The 18133-nt window shown below is 49.4% G+C and carries 14 protein-coding genes and 1 pseudogene; 6 read left to right on the top strand and 9 right to left on the bottom strand.

What is annotated here, in order from left to right; genetic code table 11:
- Positions 1-41 precede the first annotated feature (41 nt).
- Positions 42-869, bottom strand: coding sequence for a cytidylate kinase-like family protein (locus DACE_RS05855; RefSeq protein WP_005999244.1), 828 nt, complete (start codon positions 867-869; stop codon positions 42-44).
- 387 nt (positions 870-1256) lie between these two features.
- Positions 1257-2216, bottom strand: a complete 960-nt coding sequence (gene glpX, locus DACE_RS05850; protein WP_005999242.1) for a class II fructose-bisphosphatase — start codon at positions 2214-2216, stop codon at positions 1257-1259.
- Positions 2217-2488: 272 nt separating this feature from the next.
- Here glpX and DACE_RS05845 point away from each other — a divergent pair, with 272 nt between their 5' ends.
- Both DACE_RS05845 and DACE_RS05840 read left to right on the top strand, forming a co-directional pair.
- Positions 2489-3655: a class I SAM-dependent methyltransferase gene (locus tag DACE_RS05845; protein ID WP_005999240.1), complete on the top strand. Its 1167-nt coding sequence runs from the start codon at positions 2489-2491 to the stop codon at positions 3653-3655.
- Between the two features lie 33 nt (positions 3656-3688).
- Positions 3689-3913, top strand: a complete 225-nt coding sequence (locus DACE_RS05840) for a NifU family protein (RefSeq protein WP_005999238.1) — start codon at positions 3689-3691, stop codon at positions 3911-3913.
- Positions 3914-4038: 125 nt separating this feature from the next.
- On the opposite strand, the gene DACE_RS05835 is transcribed toward DACE_RS05840, so the two are convergent.
- Together DACE_RS05835 and DACE_RS05830 are read right to left on the bottom strand one after the other, a co-directional pair.
- Positions 4039-4434, bottom strand: coding sequence for a secondary thiamine-phosphate synthase enzyme YjbQ (locus tag DACE_RS05835; protein ID WP_005999235.1), 396 nt, complete (start codon positions 4432-4434; stop codon positions 4039-4041).
- Entirely contained in the window at positions 4427-5284 is an 858-nt protein-coding gene (locus DACE_RS05830; RefSeq protein WP_005999233.1) for an esterase/lipase family protein, read from the bottom strand. The genes DACE_RS05835 and DACE_RS05830 overlap by 8 nt, the downstream gene beginning before the upstream one ends.
- 142 nt (positions 5285-5426) lie before the next feature.
- On the opposite strand from DACE_RS05830, the gene xerA reads away from it, so the two are divergent.
- Positions 5427-6320 carry a site-specific tyrosine recombinase/integron integrase gene (xerA, locus tag DACE_RS05825; RefSeq protein ID WP_005999232.1) on the top strand — a complete coding sequence of 298 codons (894 nt, stop codon included), beginning with the start codon at positions 5427-5429 and terminating at the stop codon, positions 6318-6320.
- A 140-nt stretch (positions 6321-6460) separates the two neighbouring features.
- Here the strand turns inward: xerA and DACE_RS05820 are convergent, their stop codons facing one another.
- The gene (locus DACE_RS05820) at positions 6461-8041 is read right to left on the bottom strand and encodes an acetyl-CoA hydrolase/transferase C-terminal domain-containing protein (protein WP_005999230.1); all 1581 of its coding nucleotides are present in this window, start codon (positions 8039-8041) and stop codon (positions 6461-6463) included.
- Between the two features lie 701 nt (positions 8042-8742).
- On the opposite strand from DACE_RS05820, the pseudogene DACE_RS05810 reads away from it, so the two are divergent.
- Positions 8743-9895 (top strand): annotated as a pseudogene (locus tag DACE_RS05810) (IS3 family transposase); the annotation flags it as partial.
- A gap of 515 nt (positions 9896-10410) precedes the next feature.
- Here DACE_RS05810 and DACE_RS05805 read toward each other — a convergent pair.
- From DACE_RS05805 to DACE_RS05790, 4 genes are all read right to left on the bottom strand, one after another.
- The gene (locus DACE_RS05805) at positions 10411-11991 is read right to left on the bottom strand and encodes an acetyl-CoA hydrolase/transferase C-terminal domain-containing protein (RefSeq protein ID WP_005999225.1); all 1581 of its coding nucleotides are present in this window, start codon (positions 11989-11991) and stop codon (positions 10411-10413) included.
- A gap of 674 nt (positions 11992-12665) precedes the next feature.
- Positions 12666-13424 (bottom strand): outer membrane protein assembly factor BamD, encoded by a 759-nt coding sequence (gene bamD / locus DACE_RS05800; RefSeq protein WP_005999223.1) that lies wholly within the window; start codon positions 13422-13424, stop codon positions 12666-12668.
- A 105-nt stretch (positions 13425-13529) separates the two neighbouring features.
- Positions 13530-14378 (bottom strand): RNA polymerase sigma factor RpoH, encoded by an 849-nt coding sequence (gene rpoH / locus DACE_RS05795; RefSeq protein ID WP_005999221.1) that lies wholly within the window; start codon positions 14376-14378, stop codon positions 13530-13532.
- Between the two features lie 152 nt (positions 14379-14530).
- Positions 14531-15004, bottom strand: a complete 474-nt coding sequence (locus tag DACE_RS05790; RefSeq protein WP_040366378.1) for a hypothetical protein — start codon at positions 15002-15004, stop codon at positions 14531-14533.
- 356 nt (positions 15005-15360) lie between these two features.
- Here DACE_RS05790 and DACE_RS05785 point away from each other — a divergent pair, with 356 nt between their 5' ends.
- On the top strand, positions 15361-16659 hold the full coding sequence (locus tag DACE_RS05785; protein WP_162013590.1) for a TolC family protein: 1299 nt from the start codon (positions 15361-15363) through the stop codon (positions 16657-16659).
- Positions 16659-18101, top strand: a complete 1443-nt coding sequence (locus DACE_RS05780) for an efflux RND transporter periplasmic adaptor subunit (protein WP_005999215.1) — start codon at positions 16659-16661, stop codon at positions 18099-18101. Before DACE_RS05785 ends, DACE_RS05780 begins: the two co-directional genes overlap by 1 nt.
- Positions 18102-18133: the final 32 nt, after the last annotated feature.

Below are 18133 nucleotides of genomic sequence, written 5' to 3'. Positions count from 1 at the left end.
TCATAAGGATTGCGTCAGCCTTGTCCGTCTCAAAGAGACATCTAGCCCTCCTTGGGGTTGATATGGTAGGCGAACACTTTGAGCTGGTCTTTCAGTTCCTGTTTTGGAGCCAGGTCCTTGACAATGGCATGAATGGCCCGCCGCTCGTCTTCGCTGTGAACATGGCCGTCAAGAACAGTTACTCCCCCATCGACATGGACTTGCAGATGGTAACCATCAACCTGATCTGATTGCAGAATAGCGATCTCGGTTTTTTTGCACTGAATCAGGTCGATCAGTTTTTGTCGACAGCGCTCATTGTTTTCCTGAAGATTTTTCTCTTCGATCCCTTTGCAGATCAGGTCAACAGCCATCTCTTCGGAGATCTTGGTGGTGTTGATGACCAGGTCATAATCGTAGGGGTCATTCCAATCGCGGTCGAAATAATACTTGATGAACCCGGCGCGTTGCTGATCGCTTTTACGTACCAGAATGCGCGACAGATCAGGATCGAGCCATTCTCGCTCAGCCCAACGCTCCACACGGATGTCGAATGGAGCAATGATGCGGGTCCGGAAAACCGTGTTGATTCCGGCAAGAAGATCCTGTCCACCGCGTCCATAGATAATGGCATTGCCCTTGAGAGCATACTCGAGAATGATCTGCTCAATACGATGCATATCAATCTCAAGACTTTCGTCAAGGCTTTCGACAAATGCCGGTGGCTTTTCATCCGCCATTTCGACATTGTCAGCAGTTAGACCGTAAGAGGCGGCGACTTTGAGAATTGCTTCGCCATCAATGAGATCGTAGCCCAATTTGTCGGCCAGATTGCGCGCAATAATAGAGCCACCACTGCCCATTTCACGCGAGATAGTAATGATTGCCATGATTCTCCCCTGAGTTCATAAAACACAGTCCTGATAAGAGTGCTCCAGTCATTGGTGCATTACCATGACGGAATCAGAACTGAGCTTGAGACAATACAGACTAAGATGGTGATCCGATGAACTTGTTTTCTCTGAAAACCTATTGGAATTCAGAATGTTCCGTCAGAACATTCCCACGCGGCGCGTGTGTTTTTCCAGCAGATATCGCATCGCCATTTTAGTGTAAACAAAACAGGAAAATACTAACAATTGCACATGATATTGACAAGTTATTAGTGACTTACTCTTTCATGTCCGTTGACAGCGCTGTTTAAGCGGCACTCAGGCCTCTTGGTGTTGTATGACTTTCGTTACTTAGAGCATTCAAAGCCATAACAGCGTGATGGTTTAGCTTTCAAATCCCGGCTTGTGTTCCAGATAGTGGTAAGAGTCAATGAAGCGTATTGTGCGGCTTTTAGAACGCATGACAATGGTCTGAGTCTGGGCGCCGCCAGAGAAATATCGAACGCCTTTGAGCAGATCGCCGCCGGTGACTCCGCTGGCGGCAAAAAAGACATCACCGCTGGCGAGTTCTTCTGCTGTATAAACTTTGTCGAAATCGGTGATACCCATTTTGGGGGCGCGTTCGCGTTCTTCATCTGTCGTGAAAATCAGTCGGGCCTGCATATCGCCACCAAAACATTTGACTGCAGCAGCAGCTAAAACCCCCTCAGGGGCGCCACCAATACCCAGGACCATGTCAATCCCGCTGTCCGGAATCCCTGTAGCTACAGCAGGGGCAACATCGCCATCACTAATCAGCTTGATCCGGGCACCCACTTTGCGAATGTCCGCGACCGCTTCATCGTGACGGGGGCGGTCGAGCAGGACCACGGTGAGGTCTTCAATGTTGCAACGCTTTGCTTCAGCCATCCGCTTAAGATTGTTGGAAGGAAGGTCGTTGATGTCAATGCAGCCTTTCGCCTCAGGGCCGACAATGATTTTTTCCATGTACATATCCGGTGCGTGAAGAAAGCCGCCGGCAGGAGCGAGGGCAATCGTGGCAATGGCACCCGGACCCCCCTTGGAACACAGGATGGTTCCCTCAAGAGGGTCAACTGCGATATCAACTTTGGGACCGCTGTCATTGCCGACTTTTTCACCAATGTACAGCATCGGTGCCTCGTCCATCTCCCCTTCGCCAATGACGACAGTGCCGTCAATGTCCATCATTCCCAACGTTTGACGCATGGCTGTGGTTGCCGCATCATCTGCAGAAATCTTATCGCCGCGTCCAACCCAACGGCCACAGGCGACGGCAGCAGCTTCAGTGACACGGGCAAGTTCCAGAGCCAGACTTCTATCCATTTTTATTACTCCTGAATGTTTGAGGGGGATATGGTTTAAAGAAAAATATCAAAGGTTGTCGCAAGATAATTATTCCGCTTGAAATCCCAGACTGGTAGCGATAAAACGCTCATCTGGCTGAGTTTCGGTTCTAAAAGAATAGCAAAATGGTCATATCCTGCTGGAATTGATCTTTCAAGGGGTGTTATGATGCCATGGTTGAGCGTTTGAGACAATTGCTAATTGTGTTCGATTTTTTAGAACACTCCTCTCATCTTTAAAGCACAGATACCATGACAGAACAGCCACACAACACATCGAATGCCTTGTTGGAACAAATTATCGCTGATGATATTTCGCAACGCGGTGGTCTTTCCTTCTGTGATTATATGCAGCACTGTCTCTACCATCCGCAGCATGGATATTACATGGCGGCTCGTCAACGTGTTGGCGCAAAAGGCGACTTTTTTACGTCATCGTCCGTTCACAGCCTGTTCGGTGCTCTTATCGCGCGGCAGTTGCATCAGATGTGGCAGCTGCTGGGAAGTGGTTCCTTTACCGTTGTTGAACAAGGTGCCGGTGACGGGTTTCTTGCCCTTGATATCCTTGAAACTCTCCAAGCTGACTATCCACAGATGTACGCTGTCATCCGTTATGTTCTTATTGATGTCAGTGCCGATAATCGCCGACGACAACAGGAACATCTGCATCGCCATGCTGAGCAGATTACGTGGCAGAATTTTGATGAATTGGGGTCCTTTACCGGGTGTTTTCTGAGTAACGAACTTCTCGATGCCTTTGCGGTTCATGTGGTTGAAAAACATGATGGCCAACTGCAGGAAGTTTATGTTGTTCAGGGGGGGCAGGGGCTGGAAGAGGAGCTGCGCACGGTGGATGGCCCGCAATTTGCGCATCATTTTGAACGAGTGGGCGCAGGTGTGATGGAAGGATGTCGTGGTGAGGTGTGTCTGGCGGTTCAACCCTGGGTTGAGTCGGTTGCAGAAAAACTTGAACAAGGGTTTGTTCTGACCATTGATTACGGCTATCCGGCCCAGGAACTCTATGCGCCGTTTCGTCGACAGGGCACTTTGCTGTGCTATTATCAACATACAGCCAACGACAATCCCTATCAGAATATCGGCTGTCAGGATATCACCAGCCACGTTGATTTTACCTTGCTGCAGAGATGTGGTGAACATGTCGGTCTGGAAACTTTGCACTTTACGGAGCAATACCGCTTCCTGATCGGTCTGGGATTTGTCGAAGAATTGGTTCGCCTGCAAGCTGAGGAGACTGATCCGCAGAAAGCCATGGCCTTGCGCATGACCTTGAAGAATTTGATTTTACCTGATGGGGGCATGGGGGAGACGTTTAAAGTTTTGATTCAGGGCAAGGGTGTCGGTCAGCCCGAATTGCTCTGCCAACGAAAAATTAGTGATATTTCGGCCGCTTTTACTTAATATCTGGATAGATAACTTTTAAGGGAGAAGACAATGAAAGAGCAAATTGAAGCAGCATTGGATGAAGTCCGCCCGACCTTGCTGGCTGATGGTGGTAATGTTGAACTCGTTGATGTCAGTGATGATGGTGTTGTCAGTGTGAAACTGGTTGGCGCTTGTGGTTCCTGTCCCATGTCGACAGTCACCTTAAAGATGGGCATTGAGCGGATCTTGCTGGAAAAGGTTCCCGGTGTCAAAGAAGTTGTTCAAGTGCCGTAATCTCAGTTCTCTGTTTAATTCTTTTGTGCGAGGGGCCTCATCTGTTGATGGGGCCCCTCGTTTTTTGGGGCTGACGATGAAATTGTGTTGTTATTGCCTTTTGTGAAACAGATAATTGTCGGAATTTATACGGCTGCGGCAAGCCATTGCAGATCAACCTGACGTCGGCGCGGGCCATCAAATTCACAAAAATAGATCCCCTGCCAGGTGCCCAATTGCAACACGCCATTGCGGACGATAACGGTTTCGCTGGATCCCATCAGGCTGGTTTTTAAATGTGCTGCACTGTTTCCTTCGGCGTGATGGTAGTTGTCACTCCAGGGGATTTTTTTATCCAACGTAACAAGTAAGTCCGTTACTACATCCGGGTCCGCATTTTCATTGATCGTCAGTGCCGCTGTGGTGTGGCGTACAAACAAAACGATAACGCCATCGATGTAACCCTGTTCGCGAATATGTTTGGCAATCAGGCTGGTGATGTTAATCATCTGGTCGCGGTGTTGGCTGGTGATTTCAATCATGCGTCTTTCCGTTGGTTAGAATCTGGCGAAGGTGGCGAATCGTATGGGGATGGTACCATAGTGTCATGTGGCCACTGTTGGCAATCTCAATGTTACGTGCTGCTGGGTGTTTACTTCTGCCTGGAGGCAATACGATGTTGTCCAGTGGGGTGAAAATGGAATAAAAGCCCACCGATTCAGGCCATTTTGCTTGGTTGAGTTGTTCAATGAAAGGGCTGCCCGGCGCTAACTGGCGCGCCAGTTTTGAAATGGAAAAAGGGACAATTTTTGAGCCGAAATGGGGTGCTCCAACCGTGATACACTGGCGAATATATTTGTCGCCACCGCGGCGCTGCACATAGTTTCGGGCGATCAGCCCACCTAAAGAGTGGCCCACAAGATCAATCGGTCCGGTAAATCCCTCTTGGCGCAATGCGCTGACGGCCTGGTCAATGCATTCCGTTAAGGTTTCCACTTCTTTCCACGGTGGCAGATTCAGAGTAATGACATGGTAGTCGCGTTGTTCAAGGTGCTTTTTGAGGTAAAAGCTGCTGGCTCGGTTAAGATATAATCCGTGAATTAACAGGACAATCGGGTGTTCTTTGTTGCTTTGAGGATGTTTGGAGCTGTGCAATCCCAGAGGATAGATGAGCAGAGAGGCCAAAGTGGCAAAATATTCGAGAGCATAAATTTTTAAAATCCGATACCAGTGAGAAAGTCGGAAACGCTGTGCGATCAGTTCCGGTTTCTGATTCGCCCGTTCGTACCAGAAAAGCACGCCACTGAACAGGACGCAAACACCAATAAAAATAGCTGGCGCAATCAGGAAAACGAGAACTGTACTTGTCAACAGCAGGCTGGCATTGTCCATAGCAAAATGGTAGCGTAATCATTAATAGGCGTCAAATTTTCGTGGTGTAATAGGATGAATTTTTTCTTGATCATAACATGGAACAAGGCCGAACAGATCAAGGTTGCAAGCGTGGCAAAGCATGAATCGGGAGCGCGGGGTTATGACAACTTGGCTTGATGAATTTTCACGCTATCTTAGCGTTGAACGCAATCTGGCATCACATACCCAGACCGCTTACCTACGTGATGTACAGGCTTTTTGCGATTTCATCTGTGGTGAGCATAGGGAACAGCTTAAAACCCTGCTGCCTGCAGTCGAAAAACATACACTGCGTCGATGGATGGCACAGTTGCTCAAGAACAATAAAAAGGTCACTGTAGCCCGTAAGGTGGCATCAATACGATCTTTTTACAGCTTTCTCCAGCGCCAGGGACATGTTGAGCACAACCCCGCATTACAGGTACGCCTGCCACGGGTGGAACGTTATCTGCCGACAACATTGGACGTGGATTACATGTACCACCTTCTTGATGCTCCCGGGGACAGCACCTTGCAGTCATTGCGTGATCGTGCTGCTTTTGAACTGCTCTATTCCAGTGGTCTGCGGGTTGGTGAACTTGTGGCCTTAAACGTGGCCGACCTTGATTTTGATCAGGCGTTGGTGCGGGTGTTGGGTAAAGGGGGAAAGCAACGGATTGTTCCCGTTGGTTCAAAAGCATTGCAGGCGTTGATGGCTTATCTGGAGCGGCGTGGGGTGACAGAGCGTGATGAGCCTCTGCTGGTTAATCGACAGGGGACACGCTTGTCGGCCAGAACAGTCCAGCGAAATTTAAAAAAGAAGCTGCTTCAACTCGGGTTGCCGACAACGGCAACACCACACTCTTTGCGTCACAGTTTTGCTACCCATCTGCTTGATGAAGGCGCGGATCTCAGAGCAATCCAAGAGATGCTCGGTCACCAATCATTGTCGACAACGCAAAAATACACCCAGGTCAGTACCGATCGAATGATGAAAGAATATGACCGGGCCCATCCGCGAAGTCGCAAGAAATAGCTTTGGATGTTGTAAGTGGTCGTGCTGGGCGTTGATGCCTGCAACCGCTTACACGGGCAGGGTTTCACTTACAACAAAAAGCCCCGTCGGTTAAACCGACGGGGCTTTTTGTTGTTTTGCTGTACCGATGAGTAACGATCTTATTCACACAGATCGATATTTATGTCCCAGTTCTTGATACGCATGGTGCCATTCTGGGCGAGGTTTTGCTGCATCTTGAAGCAACGGTCAAACAGTTGAGGCTCGTGACCGATACCCTTGGCCAAGGTCTCTTTCTTAGCCATATCGAAGTATTCCTGAATAATCGGCTTGTACTCCGGATGCACACACTTGTCGATGATGGTCTGGGCACGATCTTTCGGTGCCAGGCCGCGCAGGTCGGCGAGACCCTGCTCGGTAACAACAACGTCGAGGTCGTGCTCGGTATGGTCGATGTGCGGTGCCTTGGGAACAACGCAAGTGATGCCGTACGGGTCTGTTTTGGTCGGGCGCACTGAAGGGGAATGCATGATCTTCAGGTAGCCGTTACGCAGGAAGTCACCGGAACCACCGAGACCATTGATCATGCGAGTACCACCAACCAGAGTAGAGTTAGCGTGTGCATACATGTCAAATTCGACCGGAGTGTTCATGGCGATACAACCGAGACGACGGATCGGCTCAGGCGCGTTGGAGATGGACAGCGGGCGCAGAACGATTTTGTCCGCATACTTGTCCCAATTCTCGAAGAAGCGAGGGAAGCCCGGCTCTTCAGACAGAGAGAGGGAACATGCGGATGCTGCATCCAGCTTGCCGGAATCGAACAGGTCAAGCATGGTGTCCTGAAGAACCTCAGTGAAAACAGTCAGGTTCTTGAAAGGACCTTGTGCCAGGCCGCCGACGACGGCATTCGCAATGGAGCCAACGCCGGATTGCAACGGCAGCAGGTTCTCAGGCAGGCGACCCGCCTTCACTTCGTCACCGAAGAATTGCATAATGTGGCCGGCAATGGCCTCGGAAGTTGCGTCCATATCAGCAAATGCGCGACCTTTGTCACGATGCTTGGATTCAACTACAGCGATGATCTTGTCCGGATCGCATGGGAACGCCGAGGTGCCGATGCGGTCATTGGAGCTGCTGATCAGGAACGGCTGGCGATTCGGCGGAGTTTGCGGAATCAGGCAGTCGTGCATTCCTTCGAAAGAAGGCTGTCCCGTGTTGACCTCGATGATAACTTTATCTGCAATCATCAGGATTTCGCCGATAACACCGCAGGAAGAGGTCGGAACCAGACCGCAGTCTTCAGTGATTGCCGAAACTTCAATAATGGCAATGTCAATTTTCGGGGTGTAAAAACCGTAACCAAGGTCCTGAGCGAACAGGGAAAGGTGCTTGTCACCCATACGGATACGACCTTCGTTGATCCCTTTGGCAATGTTCTTACCGGTCTGGTAAGGCCAGCGGCGATCGATCATGTCCAGTGTTGCCCAGCGGTCCTCTGTTTCAGCGCCAACAGAGGCACCGATGAACAGGTTGAACTTCATTTTGCCTTGCAGGTTGTTTTTTTCTACATGGTCAGCCAGGGCAATGGGTACCGCTTTAGGGTAACCGGCCGGAGTAAAACCAGACCAGCCCAGATCCATACCGTCCTTGAAGAACTCTACGCACTCCTCGGGAGATTTTACTTTGTCGAGAAGAGCTTTGCGACGTACACGACTTTCGAGGCTTCCGAATTCAGACATTAAACTTTCCTCCTTGTTGTCCTTTTGCATTCATATAAGGTTTAAACAACCAATTCCCAGGCCCCATACGGACCAGAAGCGGGATAAACTCTGAATGAAGAAATTGTTTTGCCATCGCAATGACAAAGGCTCTTTAAAACTAAAACAAGCACCAAAAACGTTTTTCCGTTTTAGAATAGCGTTATACTCATCCATGTATAGTATGAGGTGTTTTTTTAGTCAAGGGAAAAAGTATACAATATGTTTTAGTAAAAAAAGGGCGCAGATGTGAATAATTGGCTTGGGAGTGCGTTTTTAAGCTGTGTAAATAGCTGTATTTAAATGCTTTTACGAGCTTAAACTATCTCTCATATTTTAACAGCCTTTTTGCGCTGATGGTTGTAGGCACTGCTTTAATGTGTGATGCTAACAGATATGGTGTTTTATTCTTTCCTTGGTTTTGATGATTGGCCTGTTCTAAAGGGTGTTTGTTTTAAATTAACGTTATTGGGCAGATAAATGGCAGTGAAAATAATCTGCGCTTTTTTAGTAATATTAAAAAAGGCAGTTTTGTTCACGGGCTGGTTGTTGAAATAGTAAGGGCGATATTGGGTGGCTTGATAGGGGGGGGGCAAATGATGATTCGTGGTTGGTTCAGCATGGGTTCTACCCCGAATTTACGGACACTTCAAAAAAGCCTATAGTGGGCTAAAGGAGTGTTTATGTCTAAGAGAAGAAAATTCAGTCAGGAATTTAAACGTGGGGCAGTAGAACAGGCTTGCCAGCCTAATGTCAGTTGCGCTCAGGTTGCAAGAGAACTCGGTATCAATGCCAACCTGCTTTCACGGTGGAAGCGAGAGGCTGAGGCAGAGGGCCGCCATGCCTTTGGCGGGACTGGAAATCCCAGAGATGATGAGGTTGCAGCTCTTAAACGTGAATTAGCCCGGGTAAAAAAGGAACGGGATTTTTTACGCGAAGCGGCAACGTTCTTTGCCAGGGAGTCGTCCTGAAGTATCAGGCGGTTCAACGTTGTCGCAATGAATTTCCTATTCGCTTGATGTGTCGTTGCCTCAAAGTTTCTCACAGTGGTTATTATGACTGGGAGAAAAGATCCCCCAGCACACGACAGATTGACAACGAGCGTCTACTGAAGCGCATTCGTGAAATCCATGAAGACAGCAACGGTGCCATTGGTGTTCCGCGTATGCATGAAGACCTTCGGGAAACCGGAGAGACTGCAAGTAAAAATCGCATTGCTCGTTTAATGGCTTCAGCCGGACTTCAAGGCTGGCCGCGAAAGAAAAAACGAGGTCGATATCACACACCAGTTGTAGTCCCTGCCGATGTTCAGAATCAGTTGCAGCGTGATTTTAAGGCATTGGAACCAGAACAAAAATGGGTCACAGACATCACAGAACTCAAGACCGGCGAAGGAAAACTTTATCTGTGTGTTGTCATCGATCTGTTCAGCAAGTTGGTCGTTGGCTGGTCAATGCACCATCGCCAAGACCGGCAGATGGTGATCCGTGCCGTTGAAATGGCCGTGTGGCAACGTCAAGAAAGTAACCATGTGATTTTGCATTCGGATCGCGGCAGTCAATTTCGCAGCACGGACTACCAAAGATTCTTGAAGGAGAACGCCCTGGTTTGCTCCATGAGTGCTGTTGGTCATTGTGGAGATAACGCAGCCTGCGAGGGATTCTTTGGTGTTCTCAAGCGAGAACGCACAAATCGGATGAGATATCCGACAATGGATGCCGCCAAAGCGGATCTATTCAACTATATTGAACGCTTCCATAATCCACGAATGAGGAAAAGGATTGCTAGACGTGATATGGAGTTTCAGTTGTTTTCAAACCGTCCGTAGAAACGGGGTATAACCCCATGTTGACTTCTGATCAAAGGTGGATGGTGCGTGTCGCTGGATTTCTGAGAGGTTCGTTTATCAGATTGTTGAAAAGCAATCTGCGGAGTTCGTGGATGGACAAAAAAATCAAAGACAGGTTTTCAAGTCCTTAATTTTGTGAGCACGACGTAGGTCGTGTTTTTGGCTTGTTTCGTTGAAATGCCCCCCCCCTATAGATGGATTCTTTCTACATTCTTTATGGAATGAATAGGCCTAAAATGGACTTGTGGTATTGCCGGACTGGTATTGCCGGTAAAACCGTCAAGAGTCGTAGTGTCGTTCTATGTGAGGTTTGAGACCCGTTCTTTGTCGTGTGCAATGGCGATATGTGAAGGGCTGGAGTTGTTTTCTTGTGCTCAGAAAATGGCAGCCAGTGTTAGGAGGGGAGCGTTACTGGTTGCTGGTTGGAATATAGCTTCAAGCAGAAGTAAAAAAGCCCCACCGGATATCGGTGGGGCTTTTGAGTTGGCTCAAACCGGGAGTGCTATTCGCACAGGTCGACTTTGATATCCCAGTTCTTGATTTTCATCGTGCCGTTTTGAGCAAGGTTCTGTTGCATTTTGAAGCAGCGGTCGAACAGTTGTGGCTCGTGTCCAACGCTTTTGCCCAAGCACTCTTTCTTGGCCATGTCGAAGTATTCTTGAATAATTGGCTTGTACTCCGGATGTACACACTTGTCGATGATGGTTTGGGCACGATCTTTCGGTGCCAGGCCACGCAGGTCAGCCAGGCCTTGCTCGGTAACCAGTACATCGAGGTCGTGCTCGGTGTGGTCAATGTGAGGTGCCTTGGGAACCACGCAAGTGATGCCGGTCGGATCCGTTTTGCTCGGGCGCACTGAAGGGGAGTGCATGATCTTCAGGTAGCCGTTGCGCAGGAAGTCACCGGAGCCGCCGAGACCATTGATCATGCGGGTGCCGCCAACCAGAGTGGAGTTAGCGTGGGCGTACATATCAAACTCGACAGGTGTGTTCATGGCGATACAACCGAGACGACGGATCGGCTCAGGGGCATTGGCGATTGACAGGGGACGCAGAGTGATTTTGTCCGCATACTTGTCCCAGTTGTCGAAGAAGCGGGGAAAGCCCGGCGTTTCGGACAGAGACAGGGAGCAGGAGGATGCTGCATCCAGCTTACCGGAGTCGAACAGGTCGAGCATAGTATCCTGAAGTACCTCGGTATATACAGTCAAATTCTTGAAAGGACCTTTAGCTAGGCCGCCGACAACCGCGTTAGCAATGGAACCAACACCGGATTGTAGGGGCAGCAGGTTTTCAGGCAGACGCCCAGCTTTCACTTCGTCTGCAAAGAATTGCATGATGTGACCGGCAATCGCTTCAGATGTCTCGTCAGCATCGGCAAAAGCACGACCTTTGTCGCGATTTTTGGACTCAACAACGGCGATGATCTTGTCCGGATCGCAAGGGAATGATTCGGTGCCGATACGATCACTGGCTTTAGTGATCAGGAACGGCTGGCGATTCGGTGGAGTTTGGGGGATGATGCAGTCGTGCATGCCGCGGAAAGAGGGTTGTCCCGTGTTGACCTCAACGATGATCTTGTCAGCAATCATCAGAATCTCACCGATAACACCACAGGAAGATGTCGGAACAAGAGAGCCATCAGCAAGGATTTCGGAAACTTCAATGATGGCAATGTCGATCTTTGGAGTGTAGAAGCCGTAACCCAGATCTTGGGCAAACAGCGAAAGGTGCTTGTCACCCATACGGATGCGACCTTCGTTGATCCCTTTAGCAATATTTTTGCCGGTCTGGTAGGGCCAGCGGCGATCAATCATGTCCAGTGATGCCCAACGATCCTCAGTTTCAGCACCAACAGAGGCACCGATGAACAGGTTGAACTTCAATTGACCTTGCAGGTTGTTCTTCTCAACGTGATCGGCCAGGGCGATGGGTACCGCTTTGGGGTAACCAGCCGGGGTAAAACCAGACCAACCAAGATCCATACCGCTTTTGAAGAACTGGATGCATTCTTCTGCAGAAACTACTTTGTCGAGCAGCGCCTTACGGTGTACGCGACTGTCGAGCGTTCCGAATTCAGACATGGTGCTTCCTCCTTAACGTGTGTGAAGTAAATCGTCCCAAATAAAATAAGAATTGAAGATGGTTTTGGCGGGTCGCATTTTTTGGGCGGGTTCCCGAGGGGGACCAAATAGGGTAGAAAATGCGATGCTAAAACCATGTTATGATCGGAATGTATAATATATGTGAATAATTAAGTCAAACGAAATGTAGCATAAATTGAGATTTGCGGTTTTCCGAATATTTACCTAAAATAAATATTTATTGATGGCCTGCCAGGGGTTTTTGTTGGTCTAACTATTTGAGAATAAACAAAAAAAGTCTCTGTTTGGATATTTTTATATTTTTTTATTAATAGTAAAAATAATCTGTTTTATAGAGTTCTGTAGACGTTGGCTTTCTAATACTCTGTTTGTTGCGCCTATAATCCCGTTCAACGCAAAACTGTATACATATTGGTAGTTTATGTGTATACGGGTGCTGTGTAACTGTTGGATAACGCTGTGTTATTTCTAGTCTTAGAGCTGGTTTTTTGGTGGATTGTGTAGTCAGTTCTGGAAAGAGTTTTTGCAGGGTGAAAATCTTAAGGAGAGAGGCCCTCTTTAATAAGGAGGTCGCTGGCAAGGAGGTTATGAAAGCAAAAAAGCCTTCAACAAAGAAGGCTTTTTGATCGTATTGTTACCGGTTGTCAGGTGCTTTAGATATTGTGATCTTCGCGAAACTCGTTGATCTCTTCTTGCAGGTCTTCATCAACAGGGCGCTGTTGAAGAAGGCTTAAGGTTGCTAATGCCTGATCCGATTTGCCGTCGAATTTCTGGGCACGAGCCAGGTCAAAGAGGACACCAGTCAGGTTGGGATAGTTCGGGTAGGTGTTGGTGATATTTTCCAGGCGGCTGATTGCAGCCGTGTAGCGCTTTGTTTTCAAGTAGAAACGACCGATATAAGCTTCATTGGCTGCCAAGCGGTTATGGCACTGCTCAATGTAGCTGTTCAGCTCCTGGGGATCGATGCTGTCCGGATAGTTTTTCAGCAGTTGTTCAAATGTTGCCAACGCGTTTCGTGTTGCGGTCTGGTCGCGGTCAGCGCTGAGGAGTTGGGCAAAGTGTGATTTGCCTAAACGATACATCACCGATGCTGTCTGTGTGTGCCCTGGATGCTTCTTGAGAAAGTCTTCGTACGAAGCAACGGCAGAGATATAGTCTTCTTGAGCGTAATAGGCATCGCCAATCTTCAGTTCTGCAAGGGCTGTCAACTCGGGTGAGGTGAAGCTGTCGCGAACTTTTTGCCAGTGTTCAATGGCTGCAAGGTAATGCTCTTTCTCCATGGCAATTTCACCCTTTTGCAGCTCACGCATAGCTTCACTGGTCGCAGGTGAAGCCGTCTGAGTTGCAGATTTATTGGATGAACAGGCCGCCAGGGCCAGAAGGGTCAGAAGAAGAATAAGAGTACGTTGCATGAAGATGTCCTTTTAAACGTTTGATAAAGCGCATGAATAGGTAAGTAGTAAATAGTAAATCAACCCCAGCGACGACTCAAGCATTAATCTTCACATCAGCTTAAATTATGCCGCGTCGACTCCTTGTTCAATCAGCAGGTTTTTGAGCTTTTCAAGAGCGCGCTTTTCCAGTTGGCGAACCCTTTCCTTACTGATCCCGTACTGGTCGGCAAGGTCTTGTAACGTGGCTTTATCGTCCTGCAGGATGCGACTGTGTACGATGTGCTGTTCCCTCTCGTTCAGATGTGAAAGAGCCTGCTGGACTCGATGAGTGGTCAGACTTTCGTGCTCGAGCTCAATGAGCCGTTGTTCCTGGTCTTTGTCGTGGTCAACCAGAGTGTCAAGATGGCTGGTCGTGCTGTCCGGCGTGAGTTGACCATCGAGTGAACTGTCCCGGCCCCCCAGCCGGACACTCATCTCGGCCACTTCATCCGTGGACACATTGAGTTGTCGAGCGATCTCGGCATGGTCCGCATCATTTCCCATTTTTTGCAGGGCATCGCGCGTTTGTTTGAGCTTGAAAAATAGCTTTTTTCGGGCCTGAGTTGTGCCGATTTTGACCAGGGACCAAGCGTTGATGATGTAGTTGTGAATATAGGCGCGTATCCACCACACGGCATAGCTGATCAGGCGGATATTGCGATCCGGGTCAAATTTTTTAATGGCCTTCATCAGACCGATATTGCCTTCCTGAACCAGGTCGATCATTTTCAGGCCGTAGGCCTGGTATTCATAAGCGATTTTGACAACAAAACGCAGGTTGGCACACACCAGTTTGTGGGCAGCATCGAGATCGTTGTTTTTGCGGTAGCGATTAGCCAGCTCATACTCGGTCTCACGGTCCAGAGGTTCAAACTGGCTGATCTGAGCCATATAATGATCAAAACCGTCAATAACCAAGGGGAGATTTGACATGCTCTTCAATCCTCTCTTTGATTGGTGTTAATTCTGTTAGCACTCTCTTGCCTTGAGTGCTAACAATTGTAGTCATGGTGCTGATTTTACGCAATAAAAAATTTAGCACCACCAAAACGGTGCGAAATTTGTCAATAGGGAGTCTGAGTGTGTTATTCCGCCGAGGATGTTTTACGGCAGGGGATGGTCATTTTGATGATTTGGCCACGCCGGGCGATCAGCACATTTTTTTGTGAGGCGGTTGGTTGGTAATGCCCTGCACCCTGACAGCTGATTTTGTAGCGGGCATTGTAGTCGAGGCCGGGGATAAACGCCGGAACTGGATAGTCGAGGTCATCAATGGTGCAGACAATTTCCCCTTTGAGGTCGGGTTCTTCCGCATCCCACAAGCTGTTGCTGTTGCTGTCAATGTAAGCGTCAATGACCAGAGTGCCGCGTTCTGTCGACATTGCAGGTGTTTTGTCGAGGATAATATTGAGGATGTTGCCTTTTTTTTCGCGCTCAGGCTGATCCTCTTTTTTTTCAAATGATTCCGGGTTTTGCTCATCCGCATCTCCCAGGCTGGCATCTGTTTGTGCTGCAAGCTGAGTGGGGAGTGTGGTAACGGAACAAAAGGCTATAGCCATAAGAAGTATTATGAGTCTTTTCATAGCTCATAAAGAACATGAACAACGAGTGGCTGTCAACTGAGTAAATGTTTGAAACAGGTAAATTGTGTCGAGAAGAGTTGTTAAATGGTGAGTTATACGCTTTTGGAGTTTTGCCTCGACATTCAGAAATGAGAACAGGCTTCGTTTGTTATATCCCCCCACTGCGAAGTGTGGACTATTGTTTACTTGGGTGTAGAATAATCTACACTTCATCTCTACGTCCACCTTTTATTTTTCTCCAACCAGCTAAAATTATTGATAAAAATAGTATGGCATGCTTTCTGTAGTTTGTTTTTGGCATGAAGAAACTAGCGTTGCCAAAAAATCGGATCGTGTCATGTGTTGTTGTTTTGCTGGGTTTTTATGTCTTGGGCAGCAACTGCTGGGCTGGCGCGCTTGATGCTCTAGGCGTTCCGCAGATCATCAGCCAGGATATCCGCCAGCGCAATCCATCCGTTCGTAGTGTGTTCGACGATTGGCAATCTCTGCAGCACCAGGTGGTTCCTGCGCGTTCACTCGACGATCCGCAACTGTCTATTGCCCTGAGCAACTATCCCGTTGACAGTTTGCGTAGCGATGAAAGTGCCATGACCGGCAATGAGATTCGGTTGTTTCAGCCGATTCCCTTTCCGGGAAAGCGTGAACAGCGTGGCCTGGCTGCTCAGGCACAGGCCAATTCAGCCAAGGCCCGTTATCAGGACCTGATTACACGAAGCGTAGCTCAAGGACGTAAGATCTATTATGCGTTGTGGTATGTCGATCGTTCCCGGCAGCGGATTGAAGACGAATTAGTTGAACTGGATTACCTGATTGCGTTGGGTGAAAGCCGCTACCGTTCCGGTCTTGAATCTCAGGCCGGAGTCGTCGAAGCACAACTGACCGCTTCTCGTCTGCGTGAACAGCTGATTCTGCTCCAACAACAGCAACGTGAACAACTCGCCTTGCTAAATCGACTACGTAGCCGTCCCGCAGAATATAGTGTGATGCTGCCGGAAACACTTCCTTTGACCGCTCTGGAAAACAACAACGACTGGTGGCAACAGGTTGGTCGCCAAGCGCGTGTCACCAGTCCGCGTGCTCGCCAATATCAGGCAGAGATTCGTCGTGCCGAACACCAACACACTCTTGCTGAATTAGACCGCTACCCTGATTTTACCGTTGGCCTCAGTTATCGTCAGCGTCAGGCTACGGCCATGGATGACGGCACTGACTTTATCGGCGCGGAGCTGCGTTTAAATTTGCCGGTTTTTCAGGATAAGCAACGAGAACAGATTGCTGCGGCCCAGTCGCAACAGCGTGGTGCCGTTAACCGTTGGCAGGAATATCAGGAGCAGATGGATCAGGAGGTCTTCGCGTTACGCACGCAATTACGTAGCACACAACAACGCGAGTCACTGTACCGGGCGGGCATTCTGGCCCAGGCGCAGTTGCATTATCGTTCCCGTCTTAGCGCCTATGAAAACGATCTGGAAAGTTTCACCGATGTCTTGAAAAGTCTCGAATCCTGGCGCAAACGCTTACAGGACTACGATGCTGTACGGCGTGATCATCAAGTGGCCTTGGCAACCCTGGTAGAGCTGGCGGGTGATGACATGGTGTCCTCATTACCGTTAACCAAAAAGGAGATGTGATGAAGCGAACTGTCTGGTTTATCGGTGTGGCCATGATTGCCGCCTTTGCTGCTGTTTTTGTTTTGACCGAGACGCGACATTCCTCTGGAAAACAGGCCGTCCATCAGCACGATGAAACGGAACAGCACCAGCAGTGGACCTGCGGTATGCATCCGCAGGTGATCCGTGATGAACCGGGACTGTGCCCCATTTGCGCGATGGAGTTGACTCCTTTGATTCAGTCTTCGCAAGGGCAAACCGCTGAAACGCCAGCGGCCACCATCAAATACTGGGTTGATCCCGAGGATCCGACCTTTGTTCGTCACGATGAGGGGCTTTCGCCAGCCGGTGTGCCGCTGGTGCCGGTTTATGAAGGCCATGCCACCTATGGTTCGGTGATCCATATTGATCCGGTGATGGTTCAAAATATGGGCATCCGCACGGCCACGGTGGAGCGTGGCACGTTGAGTGCCACCTTGCGTACCATCGGCCGGGTGCATATTGATGAGCAAGGCCAATACAACATTAACAGCAAAATTGCCGGGTGGGTGGAACGGCTGTTTGTCAATGTCACCGGCCAGCAGGTCAAAGCCGGTCAACCGTTGCTGGAGCTGTATAGTCCGCAACTGGTGTCTGCCCAGCAGGAATTGCTTCTCGCTGCCCGTTATCGTCACAACCTGGACCCCAAAGCCGACAGCGCATTACGTGAGTCGGCAGATCGCCTGTTTGAGTCAGCGCGTATTCGCCTGCAGCGTTGGGACATCACCACGGCGCAGATTGATGCGCTGTTAAAACGCGATGAGGTGCGTAAAACCATGACCCTGTATGCGCCGCACAACGGTGTGGTGACGATGAAGAATGTTCGCGAAGGAGAAGCCGTCAAGGCCGGGCAGACGCTGCTTGAACTCAGCGATTTCAGCCAGGTGTGGGTGCAGGCGGAGATTTATGAACAGGATCGCGCGCGCGTCAGTGAAGGCTTGCCGGTGACGGTTGCCATCCCGGGCGATAGCCGCCCCACACGGGGCTACAGTGGCCGAATCGATTATCTGTATCCGTATGTTGATACGCTGACCCAGACCGTGCAGGCGCGGATTGTGCTGAATAATGCCGATGGCTCTTTGGAGCCGCAACGCTTTGTCGATGTGGTGATCACCTTGCCGCCGCAAAACGATGCCCTGCTGATTCCTGCCGATGCCGTGGTGGACAGTGGCGAGCGGCAGCTGGTGTTTATCGCCCGTCCGGGCGGCACGTTTGAACCGCGTCCGGTTCGATTGGGTCCGCGTGATGATCAGGGCCGCGTCGCCGTTCAGCAGGGTTTATTTGATGGGGAAAAGGTTGTTGTCTCCGCCCAGTTCCTGCTTGATTCCGAGACGCAACTGCGTGAGGCTTTGCGCAAAATGACCATGGATAACGCTGAAGAAACAGCGCCTGAACCATCCGCTGATCTGGAGGCGTTGTTTTGATGCGAGTGAGCGTCGTACACCACTTTGATGAA

It is taken from the genome of Desulfuromonas acetoxidans DSM 684 (assembly GCF_000167355.1).
GTDB lineage: Bacteria > Desulfobacterota > Desulfuromonadia > Desulfuromonadales > Desulfuromonadaceae > Desulfuromonas > Desulfuromonas acetoxidans.
This window is presented reverse-complemented; position numbering and strand designations above follow the sequence as displayed.